Raw genomic sequence first — 13,463 nt, 5'->3', positions numbered from 1 at the left:
TCGTCTCCTCTCAGGCGGTGCAGGGGTGGGTGCCCGCCGTCGCCGTCCCCACACCTGGCGACGGGCGCCCGGTCAGCCGCGCGGGCCCTCCAGCAGGCCGTAGGCGCCGCGGTGGAACAGCAGGGGACGCCGCGCCCCGTCGGCGCCGAGGTCGAGCACGCGGGCGGCGACGAGGGTGTGGTCGCCGCCGTCGTACTCGGCCCACAGCTCGCAGTCGATCCAGGCCACGACGCCGTCGAGCACCGGCCGGCCCAACCGGCTGGGCCGCCAGGAAACGCCGGCGAACTTGTCCTCGCCGGAGCGGGCGAACGCGACAGACAGCCCGTCCTGGTCCTCGGCGAGCACGTTGACGCAGAACCGGCCGAGCTGACGCAGCCGCGGCCAGGTGCGCGACGTCCGCGCTGGGGCGAACACCACCAGCGGCGGGTCCAGCGAGAGGGAGCTGAACGACTGGCAGGTGAACCCGATCGGCTCCCCGTCGTCGACGGCGGTGACCACGGTGACCCCGGAGGCGAAGTGCCCCAGCACCTCCCGCATCTGACCCGGGTCGATGACCTCGACGGCGCCGTCCAGCGGGGACCCCGACTCGCTCATGCCCTCAGCCAACCACGGGTGCCGGTCAGCCGACGGGCGTGGCGCGGGGGACGGAGCGGCCACCGGCCCGGTACAGCGAGCTCGGCAGCTCGTGCCCGACCGCCTGCTCCGTGACGCGCGCGGCGGCCAGGACGGCGTCGAGGTCCAGGCCGGTGCGCACGCCGGACTCCTCCAGCATGTAGACCAGCTCCTCGGTGGCGATGTTGCCGCTGGCGCCGGGGGCGAACGGGCAGCCGCCGAGTCCGCCGACCGACGAGTCCAACTGGGTGACCCCGGCCTGGACGGCGGCCAGCGCGTTGGCCTGGCCCGTGCCGCGGGTGTCGTGGAAGTGCACGCCGACCGGCACGCCCGGGCAGGCCCGGCGGACGGCGTCGAGCAGCTGGACCACCCGCAGCGGGGTCGTCGTCCCGATGGTGTCGCCCAGGCACAGCGCGTCGGCGCCCGCGGTGACCGCGGCGCGGGCGACGTCCACGGTGCGGGGGATCGGCGTGCGCCCGTCGAAGGGACAGTCCCAGGCGGTGGCGACGACGACCTCGAGGGACCCGCCGGCGCCGTGCGCCAGACCGGCGATCTCCCCGACCGCGCCGACGGCCTCGGCGGTGGATCGCCCGGCGTTGGCCCGGCTGTGCCCGTCGGAGGCCGAGACGACGTACTCGAGGTTCGCGACCCCGGCGTCCACGGCGCGGGTCGCCCCGCGCGGGTTGGCCACCAGGGCCGACCAGTGCACGTCGCCCCACCGGGACAGCTCCGCGGCCACCCCGTCGGCGTCGGCCAGCGCGGGCACCGCCCGCGGCGAGACGAAGGACGTCGCCTCGATCCGCCGGACGCCGGTGGCGACCAGCGCCTCCAGCATCTGCAGCTTGGCCTCCAGCGGCACGGGGGCCTCGAGCTGGAGGCCGTCGCGCATGCCCACCTCGCGGATGTCCACGGTGGCCGGCAGCACCAGGTCGAACTCGTTCACGGCAACCCCCTCGTGTCCGGACCCCCATCCTGCCCCGTCCCGAGGTTCCACGTGGAACGGTCCGGGGCACCCTGCACGCCGAGAACCTGCAGGAACAGGGCGTCGTGTGCGCAGAATGTCCGGCACGGAGGTGGGAAGTGACGAACGCGTTGGGCACGCTGCCCCCGGCGGACCGCGGGAGCGCGTTCGCCAACGCCCCCATGGGCATCGTGCTCGCCACCCCGTCGGGCCTCCTGGTCGACGCCAACCCGGCCTTCACCGCGATGCTGGACCGCAGCGCCGAGGACCTGTACGGCTGCTCGGTGCTCGGCCTCATCCACCCGGAGGACCAGCCCGCTGCTCAGGAGGCGCACGCCGAGCTCCTCAGCCGGCACCGGACGATGCGGCTGGAGACCCGGCTGGTGCGGGCCGACGGCACCGCGGTGCCCACGCAGATCACCGCGTCGTGGGTCGAGGCCACCCCGGAGGGCGACCCGCCGCACATGGTGGCGATCGTCGAGGACATCACCGAGCGCAAGTCCCTGGAGGCGGCGCTCGTGCACCGCTCGCTGCACGACCCGCTCACCGGGCTGCCCAACCGGATCCTGTTCGGCGACCGGCTGCGGCACGCCCTGGAGCGCGGCCACCGCGAGCGCACCCCGACCTGCGTGCTGGGCATCGACCTCGACGGCTTCAAGGAGATCAACGACCGGCACGGCCACCCGGTCGGCGACGCGGTGCTCGTCGGCTTCGCCGAGCGGCTCACCTCGGTGCTGCGCTCCAGCGACACGGCCTCCCGGGTGGGCGGCGACGAGTTCAGCATCGTGTGCGAGAACAGCGAGCGGGCCGACGCCGAGTCCCTCGCCGAGCGGCTGCGGAACACCCTCACCGAGCCGCTGACGATCGGGGAGGTGGTCGTCCCGCTGGGCATGAGCATCGGCATCGGCACCGTCGCCGGGGGCACCGACCCGGAACTGGCCTACGAACTGCTCATCCGCGAGGCCGACGACGCCATGTACGCGGACAAGTCCGCCCGCCGCCGATGACGACCCCTCACCGTCCGGCGGGTGGCCCTCCGGCGGGTGCTCCGGCGGCGGCCCAGCCGGTCACCCGGCCGAGCCGGGCGTAGACCGCCGTCAGCACCGGCAGCGGCGCGGCGAGCACCACGAACGCCGTCAGCCCGGCCCGGTCGCTGTCGCCGAGGGTCGCCCAGCCGACGAGCAGGGTCAGCAGCAGGACCCCCACCGCCGCCAGCGCGGAGCCGAACAGCAGGGCCGGCGGACGGCGGCGCAGCAGCTGGGCCGCGCCCGCCAGCAGCCCGGCCGCGCAGGGCAGGCCGAGCAGCAGGAGCGCCGTCACGGCGTCGTCGTCCCCGCCGGCCACGGCCGCCAGGAACCCGAGCGAGGCCAGCGCCGTGAGGCCGCCGGTGACGAAGCCCAGCACGCTCGCCGCCGTCGCCACCCCGGGCCGTGCCGGCCCGTCCGGCCAGGCCACCGGCGCGGACGGCCAGGCCCAGCCGTAGCCGGGCGGCGGCGGGTACCAGGGCGGGGGACCGTAGGTCGGCGGCGGGCCGTAGCCCGGCGCGTACCCAGGAGGTGGACCGTAGCCGGGGGTGCCGTACCCGGGTGCCGCCGCATACCCGGCCGGCGGCGCGTACCCGGGCGGGGGACCGTAGGCCGGCGGCGCGTACCCGGGCGGGGGACCGTAGGCCGGCGGCGGGCCGTGGCCCGCCGGGGGTGCCTGCTGTCCCGGCGGGACCGCGTCCCACTCCTGCGCCTGACCGTCCCCGTGCATGCCGTTCAGTGTGCAGCCGGCTGCGGCTCGCGCCGCGCAGGCACGGTGGAGACCGGGCCGAGCTTCGCGCCCTCGACGTCGAGGTCGGGGAGGAGGCGGTCCAGCCAGCGCGGCAGCCACCAGGCCGATCGGCCCAGCAGCGCCAGGACCGCCGGGACCAGCGTCATCCGCACGACGAAGGCGTCGAGCAGGATGCCGACGGCCAGGCCGAAGGCGATCGCCTTGACGATGACGTCGTCGATGGTCACGAAGCTGGCGAACACCGAGAACATGATCAGCGCGGCGGCGACCACGACCCGCGACGCGTGCCGGGCGCCGGCCAGGACCGCCGGACGCGGCGGGGCGCCGTGCACGAACTCCTCGCGCATCCGGGAGACGAGGAAGACCTCGTAGTCCATGGCCAGGCCGAACAGCACCGCCATGAGGATGACGGGCATGAAGCTGATGATCGGCCCCGTCGTCGGGACGCCGAACACGTCGGCCAGCCAGCCCCACTGGAACACCGCGACGACCGCGCCGAACGAGGCGCCGACCGACAGCAGGAACCCGACGGCGGCCTTGACCGGCACGAGCACCGAGCGGAAGACCAGGAGCAGCAGGACGACCGCGAGGCCGACCACGACGAGGGCGAAGGGCAGCAGCGCGTCGTCGAGCTGGTCGGAGACGTCGATGGCCACCGCGGTCTGGCCGGTGACGGCGACGTCGGCGCCGGTCTGCTCCTCCAGTTGCGGCGCGAGGTCGCGCAGCGCGGTGACCAGGTCGCTGGTCGCCTCGTCCTGTGGGCCGCTCTCCGGGACGACGGTGACCAGCGCGGCGGTGCCCTCGGGCAGGACGGTCGGGACCGCGTAGGCGACGTCGGTCAGCCCGCCGGTGAACTGCCCCGGCGTCTGTGTGGGCGTGCCGCCGATGGCGCCCGCGACCTGCCCCGCGGCCTGCTGGGCGGTGGCCGGGTCGAGGCCGTCGACGAGGACGACGAGCGGGCCGTTGAGGCCGGGGCCGAAGGTCTCGCTGATCAGGTCGTAGGCCTGCCGCTGGCTGGTGTCCTCGGCGGCGGCGCCGTTGTCGGGCAGCGCGAGCTGGAGCTGGGCGGCGGGGATCGCCAGGATGCCGAGCCCGATCACCGACAGCAGGACGGTGACCAGCGGGCGTCGGGTGACCAGGGTGGCCCACCGCTCGCCCATCGAACGCCGGCCGGCCCCGGTGGCGACGGCGGCCTCCCGCGTCGCGGCCCGCGACCCCGGCCTGGGCGCCAGCCGCAGCCCGGCGAAGCCCATGAGGGCCGGCAGCAGGGTCAGCGCGACGGCGACGGCGACCAGCACCGTGGCGGCGGCGGCCAGGCCCATGACGCTCAGGAAGGGGATGCCGACGACCGACAAGCCGGCGAGGGCGATGACCACGGTGAGGCCGGCGAAGACGACCGCCGTCCCGGCCGTGCCGGTGGCGCGGGCCGCGGACTCCTCCGGGTGCATGCCCGCGGCCAGCTGGGTGCGGTGCCGGGAGAGGATGAACAGCGCGTAGTCGATGCCGACGGCCAGGCCGATCATCAGGGCGAGCGTGGGCGCGGTCGAGGACAGCGAGATCAGGCTGGAGACGCCGAGCAGGCCGCCGAGGCCGACCCCGACGCCGACGATCGCCGTCAGCAGGTTCATGCCGGCGGCCAGCAGCGAGCCGAAGGTGAGCACGAGCACCAGGACGGCGACGGCGACACCGACGAACTCAGTGGGGCCGATGTGCACCCCGGTCGTGCCGAACGCGTTGCCGCCGACGGCGACCTCCAGGCCGGCGTCCTCGGCCGCCGCGGTGGCCTCCTCGAGGGCGTCGAGGCTGCCGGCGTCCAGGGCCTCGCGCTGGACCTCGTACTGGACGGTGGCCAGGGCGGCGCGGCCGTCGGGGGTGAGCGCCTGGCTGGTGAAGGGGTCGGCGACCGCGGCCACCTGCGGCGCCTGCGCGGCCGCGGCGACGACCTCGGCGATCGCCTGCTGGTAGCGCGGCTCGGCGAGGCCGGCGCCCTCGGGGGCGGCGAAGACGATCTGCGCGCTGGCCCCCGCAGCCTGCGGCTGCAGTTCGGCCAGCCGGTCGAGGGCGGCCTGGGACTCCGAGCCGGGGATGGTGAACGTGTCGTCGAACTCGCCGCCGGCGGTGACCAGGACGGCGACGACGCCCGCGAGGACCAGCACCCAGATCGCGGCGACGAGCCGACGGGAGCGGTAGGCGGCCCGGCCGAGCCGGGCGAGCAGGGTTGCCATGGGTGTCGAGTGCTCCGGGTTCAGTGGGAGACGGCCGCGCGCAGCAGGAGCAGCAGCGCGGTGTGTTCGAGGTCGGGGTCGCCCGGGGTGGACGGGTCGACGGCGTCGTCGGCGACCGACCGCAGGACGGTGCCCTCGTGCAGGGCGATGAGGGCGCGGGCCAGCTGCCCGGCGGGCACGGTGAGGCGCAGCCCCAGCCGGGTGACCGCGCCCTCGATCAGCGTGGCGACCTGCGCGTGCATGGCGGCGGTGTGCTGGCGCAGCGCGGCGGCGGCCTCGGGGTGCCGGGCGGCGTGCAACGTGTACTCGGTGTGCACGAGCACCCACGTCCGGTCGGCGCGGAGCGTGTTCAGGCAGCGCTCGACCGCGGCCGCGACCGGGTCGTCCTCCCCTTCGAGGCCGGCCAGCTGCTCCTCCGCCCGCGACAGCTCGCGCCGGGTCTCCCGCTCGTAGAGGGCGGCGAACAGCTCGTCCTTGGTGCGGAAGCTGGAGTAGAACGCGCCGCGCGTGAAGCCACCGCGGCGGCAGATGTCCTCGACGCTGGCCGCGGCGAAGCCGACCTCGGCGAAGGTCTCCAGCGCCGCGTCCAGCAGCCGCTCCACGGTGACCTCACGGCGGCGTTTGGGCCGGTCGAGGTCCTCGCTCGTCACGATGCACGACTGTATCGGATACACCCGTGTATCGAGACGTGACCTGCCTCGCCCTGGGGACGTGGCGGGAGCAGGCTGCGGTCAGCCGCGCCAGCGGGCGACGACGTCGGTGAACGCCGCGGCCGCCTGCTCGAGCTCGGCGAGCTCGACGTACTCGTCGACGGCGTGCATCACCGCGGGCGTGCCCGGACCCCAGACGACGATCGGGGCGCCGCCCACGACCTGGCCGAGCACCGACGCGTCGGTGAAGTAGGTGGCCGGTGTGGGCAGCACCGTGGCCGGCAGCGCGGCCACCCACGGGTCGTCGGCCGGGGTGCCGACCGGCGGCAGGTCGACCCGCACGTCGACGTCCGCCACCTCCGGCTGGCCGCGCCACCAGGCCAGCAGCTCGTCGCCGGCGGCGACGGTGCGCATGTCGACCACCACCTCGGCCCGGTCGGGGACGACGTTGGGCACCGTGCCGCCGGCCACCACGCCGGGGTTCCACGTCTCGGTGCCCAGGAACGGGTCGGTGCGGAACGGCAGGGCGCTGCCCGCGCGGGCGAGCAGCGCGACGAGGTCGAGGACGGCGTTGTGCCCGCGCTCGGGCGTGGAGCCGTGCGCGGCCCGCCCGGCCGTCCGGACGGCCAGCCAGAGCGCACCCTTGTGGCCGAGGACGACCTGGTTGCCGGTGGCCTCCGGGACGACGACCGCGCCCACCGCCTGGTCGGCGACCGCGGCGGCCGCGGCGGCGGCGCCCTGGGAGCCGATCTCCTCGTCGCTGGTGAGCAGCAGCGCGACCGGCGTCTGCGGGTCGGCGGCGGCGAGCGCGGCGGCCGCAGCCACCACGCCGGCCTTCATGTCGCTGCCACCCCGGCCCCACACGCGGCCGCCGTCCAGCTCGGCGCCGAAGGGGTCGCGGGACCACGCGCCGGGGTCGGGCACCGGCACGGTGTCGACGTGGCAGGCCAGCAGCAGCTGCCGGCGGCCCGGGTCGGTGGGGGTGCGCAGCAGGGTCCACGGGTGGTCCGGGTCGCGGCCCTCCGTGACCTCCAGGTGCGGCGCCCGCTCGCGCAGCACCTCGGTGAGCGCGCCGAGGGTGTCGCGCTGGGCGGCGGCGTCCCCCGACACCGTGGTCCGGCCGACGAGCTCCCGCACCAGCGCGGTCAGGTCGAGCGCGGCCACGTCAGCCACCGAGTCACCTCCCACCCAGCGCCGCGGTCACGACGGCGCGGGCCTCCTCCTGCACACGCGCCAGGTGGTCGGGGCCCTTGAACGACTCCGCGTACACCTTGTAGACGTCCTCGGTGCCGGAGGGGCGGGCGGCGAACCAGGCGTTCTCGGTGGTCACCTTGAGCCCGCCGATCGCGGCGTCGTTGCCCGGCGCGCTGGTGAGCTTGGCGGTGATGGGCTCGCCGGCCAGCTCGGTCGCCGTCACGTCGCCGGGGGAGAGCTTGCCGAGCTTGGCCTTCTGCTCCCGGGAGGCCGGGGCGTCGACCCGCGCGTACGCCGACTCCCCGTAGCTCGCGGTCAGCTCCGCGTGCAGCTGGGACGGCGAGCTGCCGGTCACCGCCTGGATCTCACTGGCCAGCAGCGCCAGCAGGATGCCGTCCTTGTCCGTCGTCCAGACGCTGCCGTCGCGGCGCAGGAACGAGGCGCCCGCGGACTCCTCACCCCCGAAGCCGACCGACCCGTCGAGCAGGCCGGGGACGAACCACTTGAACCCGACCGGCACCTCCACCAGGCGCCGGCCGAGGCCCGCGACCACCCGGTCGATGAGGGACGACGAGACGAGGGTCTTGCCGACCGCGGTGTCCTGGCCCCACTCGGGCCGGTGGGAGAAGAGGTAGGAGATCGCCACGGCGAGGAAGTGGTTGGGGTTCATCAGCCCGCCGTCCGGGGTGACGATGCCGTGCCGGTCGGCGTCGGCGTCGTTGCCCGTCGCGATCGCGTAGTCGGCGCGCTTGCCGATGAGCGAGGCCATCGCACTGGGGGAGGAGCAGTCCATGCGGATCTTGCCGTCCCAGTCCAGCGTCATGAACCGCCAGGTCGGGTCGACCAGCGGGTTGACGACGGTGAGGTCGAGGCGGTGCCGATCGGCGATGGCGGCCCAGTAGTCGACGCTCGCGCCGCCGAGGGGATCCGCGCCGATCCGCACGCCGGCCGACCGGATCGCGTCGACGTCCAGGACCGACGGCAGGTCGTCGACGTAGTCGCCGAGGAAGTCGTGCGCCGCAGCCGCCGCGCGGGCCCGGCGGAACGGGATCCGCTGCACACCCTCCAGCCCGGCCCGCAGCAGCTCGTTGGCGCGGTCGGCGATCGTCTTCGTCGCGTCGGTGTCGGCCGGCCCGCCGGACGGCGGGTTGTACTTGAACCCGCCGTCGCGGGGCGGGTTGTGCGACGGGGTGACGACGATGCCGTCGGCGAGCCCGGAGCTCTTCCCCCGGTTGGCCTGCAGGATCGCGTGGCTGACCGCCGGGGTGGGGGTGTACCGGTCGGCGGCGTCGACCAGCACGGTCACGTCGTTGGCGGCGAGCACCTCCAGCGCGCTGGCCCAGGCCGGCTCGGACAGCGCGTGCGTGTCGCGGCCGACGAACAGGGGCCCGTCGTAGCCCTGCGCCGTGCGGTACTCGCAGATCGCCTGCGTGGTGGCGAGGATGTGCGCCTCGTTGAAGGCCGCGTCGAACGCCGACCCGCGGTGACCGCTGGTACCGAACACCACCTGCTGCGCCGGGTCCGACGGGTCGGGCTCCAACGTGTAGTACGCGGTGACCAGCGAGGCGACGTCGATGAGGTCGTCCGGCCGGGCCGGCTGTCCTGCGCGGGGGTCGGTCATGTCGCCGATCTTGGCCCGGACCCACCCCGGTCGCGACCGGTGGACACGGCGGCGCCGGCCGTCCGCGTGGAGGGCCGGGCCGGACGGTGTGGTCGCTCGGTACCGGGAGCGCCGGCCGAGCACCTGCCGCTCGACCGGCACCCCCCCTCAGGCGGTGCCGTCCCGCCCCTCGACCGCGGCGAGGAAGCGCTTGAGCGTCTCGAGGAACACCTCCGGCTGCTCGGAGTGCACCCAGTGCCCGGCGTTCTTGACCCGCACCAGCCGGGTGTTCGGGCACAGCCGGTCCATGCGCTCCCGGTCCTCGGGCAGGACGTAGTGCGAGTTGGCCCCGGCGATCCACAGCACCGGCCCGTCGTACCGCGCCCCCGGCGGCGGCTCGGGGAAGCCGCGGAGCTCGCCGAGGTCGCGCTCGAGCAGCTCCAGGTTCAGCCGCCACCGCCAGCCGCCGCCCTCGCCGAGCCCCTCGCGGACCAGGCTCTGCAGCAGGAACGAGCGCACCATCCGGCTCGGGACGGCGGAGCGCAGCGCGGCGTCGGCGTCCTCGCGGCTGGTGAGCGCGTCGAGGTCGAGGGCCCGCATCGCGGCGATGTACGCGCCGAACGGGGAGGCCTCCTCGTCCTCGTCGTCGGTGCGGCCGCCGGACACGGGGTACTCCGTGGGCGCGATGTCGACGACGACGAGGGCGCGCAGCAGCTCCGGGTGGCGCAGCGCGAGCTGCATCGCGACCTTGCCGCCCATCGAGTGCCCGACGAGGGTCACCGGCTCGCCGAACGACTCGAGCTCCGCCGCGACCATCCCGGTCATGTCGACGTAGTCGACGCGGTCGGTCCACGGCGAGTGCCCGTGGTTGGGCAGGTCGAGCAGGGTGACGCGGTGGTCGGCCGAGAGCCCCTTGGCGATCGTCGTCCAGTTCTTCCCCTGGCCGAACAACCCGTGCACGAACACCACCCGCGGGCCGGCGTCCCCCAGCGTCCGGGCGTGCAGCCGCTCGTCGGAGTTCGTCGTCACCCGGCGATTCCACCAGATCCCCGCGGCCTCCCCACCTACCGTCGACGGCCGACGAAGTCACCGGTCGCCCTCGGCGCCGACGAAGGAGAGCGCACCCATGCCCGGACGGCGCCGCCGGACGACGACCCGGTCCACCACCCGCAGCACGACCGCCACCCGCCGCAAGCCACCGGCCCGCCGCGCCGCGAAGCCTGCCCCGGAGCCGCCGGTCGCCGGGCCGGGGGAGCGGGTGTGGGTGCTCGCCGTCCCGTTCCGCGCGCCGGCGCCCGGCGCCCAGTGGCGCCCGGACCTGCAGGCCCACGTGTACGTCGGCCGCGGGCTGCCGCCGGAGCTGGCGCCCCACGCCCCCGCGCCGTACACCTTCGAGCGGTTCCTCGAGGACGAGCTCAACCCGATGCCGCGTCCGATCCCCGCCGGCCGCCCGATGCAGCCGCGCGACGAGCAGCTCACCGGCGCCGCGGCGATCGCCGCCTCCGCGAAGGCCGGGCACCGCGTGTTCCTGCTCGGTGACGACCCCGGCGTCGGCAAGACCGGCACCGCGGTCCTCGCCGCGCGCGAGGTCGCGGCGCAGCGCGGCGGCCGCACCGTGCTCGTCGTCGCGGACCGCCCCGCCGCGATCACCATCCCGCACTGGACGCGCTCGATCGCCGGGTTCGGGGACGGCGGGCTGCGCTGGTGCGTCACCACCTGGGACCGCCTGGCCAAGGTCGCCAAGCTCCGGTTCGACGTGGTGATCGCCGACGAGGCACACATGGTCCGGCACACCACGACCCAGCGGTGGAAGCACTGGAAGGCCGTCTCCGGCGCCGGCCGGGTCAAGGACGCGCCGTTCGTCATCGCCGCGACCGCCACCCCCGCGCACACACCGCTGGAGCTGCCGTACCTCGCGCCGCAGTTCGCGCAGCGGCACGGCGAGCCGCTGCGCGCCTGGTCCGACCTGCCCGGCCGGCTGGCCGAGCACGGGTTCCACGTGGAACGCGGCCGCTACGGCTGGGCCTGGACCGAGGACGCCGACGAGCGCCGCGCCGACCTCGCCCGGCTGCAGGGGTGGCTCGCCGACGGCACCCCACCGGCGACGCTGCACCGGCCGGCGCCCTGGGGGCCGGTGTCGGTGACCGGGACGCCGGTCGCACTGACCCCCGCCGAGCGGTCCGCCTACGACTCCGAGTGGCAGGAGTTCCGGACCGAGATGCAACTGGCCCGGCGCGCCCGGCAGAGCGCCCGCGGCCGGGCGGCGCTGCTGCGGTTCCGGCAGAAGGCCGGCCTGATCCGCGCGCAGGCGACGGTCGACTGGGTCAGGGCGCAGGTGGAGGCCGAGCGGCAGGTGGCCGTCTCGGTGGAGTTCGTCGAGACGGCGGCCGACCCGATCCGCGAGGCCCTGCTCGACTCCGGGATCCCCGTCGCCGCCATCTACGGCCGCGACCGGTTCGACGTCGAGGCCGAGCGGCTGCGCTTCCAGACCGGCGCCGCGCCGGTGTGCGTGTTCACCGTGACCGCCTCCATCAGCCTGCACGCCGGCGAGCTGCTGCCGAGCGGGTCCGCCGCCTCGGCCACCCCGCGGGTCGGGCTGTTCCACCAGCCGCGGTTCTCCGGCATCCAGGCCCGGCAGGTCACCGGCCGCACGCACCGCGACGGCCAGGTCTCCCCGTGGCGGGTCGCCTTCGCGGAGGACACCGTGGAGGAGCAGGTCGCCCGCGTGATGGTGGAGCGGCTGGCGGTCAGCGGGTCGACCGCCGGCGCGGACACGTCGTCCCTGCAGGAGATCGCCGAGTTGCTGGACGCCGACTGGCTGCCGGCCACGGCGCTGACCGACGCCTGAGCCCGTCCGGTCCCGTCAGCCGGGCACGGAGGCCGGCCGAGAGCTCCAGCCCTGCTGTCGCAGCCGGTCGAACCCGTCCAGCAGCAGGTCGAGGGCGAACTCGAACTCGAACTGCTCGTCGCAGCCGGACCCGGCCCCGGGGCCCTCGTTCGCGGCCACGGCGATCTCGAGGATGTGCGGGTACCGCTGGGCGAACTCCGCCGCCATGGCCGCCTGCTCCTCCGGGGTGGGAGCCGGCGCGTCCGCACCGGGCGCCTCGTCGAACAGCTCCGGGCTGAAGCCCCAGATGCGGTTGCCCAGCGCGTGCATCACGTGGTGGGTCAGGTCGGCGGAGAAGCCCCCCGCCCGGAACGTGCCGGTCACGGCGTCCATGTAGCCGAGGACGGCGGGCGTCCGGCGGGTGCGGGACTCGATGGCCTGCCGCGCCCACGGGTGCCGCAGCACCGCCCGCCGCGCGGAGAGCACCCGCTCGCGCACCGCCGTCCGCCAGTCCAGCGACGGGTCGGGCGCCTCGAACTCGCCGATGACGACGTCGACCATGCCGTCGAGCAGCTCCTCCTTCGAGGCGACGTGCTTGTACAGCGCCATCGGCACGACCCCCAGCTCCTGGGCGAGCCGCCGCATGCTGACCGCGTCGATCCCGGCCTCGTCGGCCAGCTGGACCGCGGCGCGCAGCACCCGCTCCCGGCTGAGCGGGACGCGCCGCGCGCCGGCTGCCTGCTGGGGCATCGCGGCTCCCTCCCACCGACGAGCTCGCCCCGACGAGCTCCCCGCCGAGGCCACCCTGACGAGCCTAGCCCTTGACCGGTGTACGACGTACACCTACCGTCTCCGGCATCGGTGTACGCCGTACACCTCGGCCGGGAGGGAACGACATGAGCACGGACAGAGGGACCGCGGTCGTCGCGGGGACGTTCTTCGTGGTGGCCGCGGTGACCGCGGTCGTGGCGCTGGCGCTGTACCAGCCGGTGCTGGGCGACCCGGGCTACGTCCTGGGCGCCGGTGCCGACACCCACGTGCTGTGGGGCGGCTTCCTCGAGGTCGTGCTCGCCGCCTCGTGCATCGGCACCGCGGTCACGCTGTACCCGGTGGTCAAGCGGCACGGCGAGGGCATGGCGCTGGCCTACGTCTGCGGCCGGCTGCTCGAGGCCGCGCTCATCGTCGTCGGCGTCGTCAGCCTCCTGTCCGTGGTCACCCTGCGGCAGGACCCCGCGGCCGGCACGGACGACGCCGGGCTGCTGGCGGTCGCGCGGTCGCTGGTCGCCCTGCACGACCGGACGTTCCTGCTGGGCCCCGGCCTCGTCATCGGGGTGAACAGCCTGCTGCTCGCCGTCCTCGTGTACCGGTCCCGGCTCGTGCCGCGCTGGATCGCCGTCCTCGGGATCGTGGGCGGACCGGTCGTCTTCGCGTCGTCCACCGCGATCCTGTTCGGCCTCTACGAGCAGGTCTCCGTGTGGGGCATGGTCGCCGCCCTCCCCGTCACCGTCTGGGAGATGAGCCTCGCCGCCGTCCTCATCGCCAGGGGCTTCCGGCCGTCGCCCCGCCCGGCCGTCCCGGTCGCGCGGCCCGCGGTGACCGCCGCGGTCTGAGGGCCCGG

Annotated in this window: 12 protein-coding genes; 3 read left to right on the top strand and 9 right to left on the bottom strand. The window is 75.4% G+C overall.

Annotation, left to right across the window (positions count from 1 at the left end; all coding sequences use genetic code 11):
• Positions 1-72 precede the first annotated feature (72 nt).
• Together ACI784_RS03195 and ACI784_RS03190 are read right to left on the bottom strand one after the other, a co-directional pair.
• Positions 73-594, bottom strand: a complete 522-nt coding sequence (locus ACI784_RS03195) for a flavin reductase family protein (protein WP_456921909.1) — start codon at positions 592-594, stop codon at positions 73-75.
• A gap of 25 nt (positions 595-619) precedes the next feature.
• A complete protein-coding gene (locus ACI784_RS03190) occupies positions 620-1,555 on the bottom strand; it encodes a hydroxymethylglutaryl-CoA lyase (RefSeq protein ID WP_456921908.1) in 936 nt (311 codons plus the stop codon).
• 137 nt (positions 1,556-1,692) lie between these two features.
• Between ACI784_RS03190 and ACI784_RS03185 the strand changes: the two genes are divergently transcribed.
• A complete protein-coding gene (locus ACI784_RS03185) occupies positions 1,693-2,580 on the top strand; it encodes a diguanylate cyclase domain-containing protein (protein ID WP_456921907.1) in 888 nt (295 codons plus the stop codon).
• Positions 2,581-2,587: 7 nt separating this feature from the next.
• Here the strand turns inward: ACI784_RS03185 and ACI784_RS03180 are convergent, their stop codons facing one another.
• The 6 genes from ACI784_RS03180 to ACI784_RS03155 form a co-directional block, all read right to left on the bottom strand.
• The gene (locus ACI784_RS03180) at positions 2,588-3,328 is read right to left on the bottom strand and encodes a hypothetical protein (RefSeq protein WP_456921906.1); all 741 of its coding nucleotides are present in this window, start codon (positions 3,326-3,328) and stop codon (positions 2,588-2,590) included.
• Between the two features lie 5 nt (positions 3,329-3,333).
• Positions 3,334-5,574 carry an MMPL family transporter gene (locus tag ACI784_RS03175; protein WP_457012504.1) on the bottom strand — a complete coding sequence of 747 codons (2,241 nt, stop codon included), beginning with the start codon at positions 5,572-5,574 and terminating at the stop codon, positions 3,334-3,336.
• Between the two features lie 20 nt (positions 5,575-5,594).
• Positions 5,595-6,224, bottom strand: coding sequence for a TetR/AcrR family transcriptional regulator (locus ACI784_RS03170; protein ID WP_456921904.1), 630 nt, complete (start codon positions 6,222-6,224; stop codon positions 5,595-5,597).
• 81 nt (positions 6,225-6,305) lie between these two features.
• Entirely contained in the window at positions 6,306-7,397 is a 1,092-nt protein-coding gene (locus ACI784_RS03165) for a M20 family metallopeptidase (RefSeq protein ID WP_456921903.1), read from the bottom strand.
• 4 nt (positions 7,398-7,401) lie between these two features.
• Positions 7,402-9,039: a phosphoglucomutase (alpha-D-glucose-1,6-bisphosphate-dependent) gene (pgm, locus tag ACI784_RS03160; protein ID WP_456921902.1), complete on the bottom strand. Its 1,638-nt coding sequence runs from the start codon at positions 9,037-9,039 to the stop codon at positions 7,402-7,404.
• A 147-nt stretch (positions 9,040-9,186) separates the two neighbouring features.
• The gene (locus ACI784_RS03155; protein WP_456921901.1) at positions 9,187-10,047 is read right to left on the bottom strand and encodes an alpha/beta fold hydrolase; all 861 of its coding nucleotides are present in this window, start codon (positions 10,045-10,047) and stop codon (positions 9,187-9,189) included.
• A gap of 97 nt (positions 10,048-10,144) precedes the next feature.
• On the opposite strand from ACI784_RS03155, the gene ACI784_RS03150 reads away from it, so the two are divergent.
• On the top strand, positions 10,145-11,866 hold the full coding sequence (locus ACI784_RS03150) for a helicase (protein ID WP_457012503.1): 1,722 nt from the start codon (positions 10,145-10,147) through the stop codon (positions 11,864-11,866).
• 15 nt (positions 11,867-11,881) lie between these two features.
• Here ACI784_RS03150 and ACI784_RS03145 read toward each other — a convergent pair whose 3' ends face one another.
• The gene (locus ACI784_RS03145; RefSeq protein WP_457012502.1) at positions 11,882-12,595 is read right to left on the bottom strand and encodes a TetR/AcrR family transcriptional regulator; all 714 of its coding nucleotides are present in this window, start codon (positions 12,593-12,595) and stop codon (positions 11,882-11,884) included.
• 146 nt (positions 12,596-12,741) lie between these two features.
• Between ACI784_RS03145 and ACI784_RS03140 the strand changes: the two genes are divergently transcribed.
• Positions 12,742-13,455 (top strand): DUF4386 domain-containing protein, encoded by a 714-nt coding sequence (locus ACI784_RS03140; RefSeq protein ID WP_457012501.1) that lies wholly within the window; start codon positions 12,742-12,744, stop codon positions 13,453-13,455.
• Positions 13,456-13,463: the final 8 nt, after the last annotated feature.

It is taken from the genome of Geodermatophilus sp. SYSU D01186, from assembly GCF_054050215.1.
Note: the sequence above shows the minus strand (reverse complement) of the source record. Positions and strands in the feature narration are given on the sequence as shown.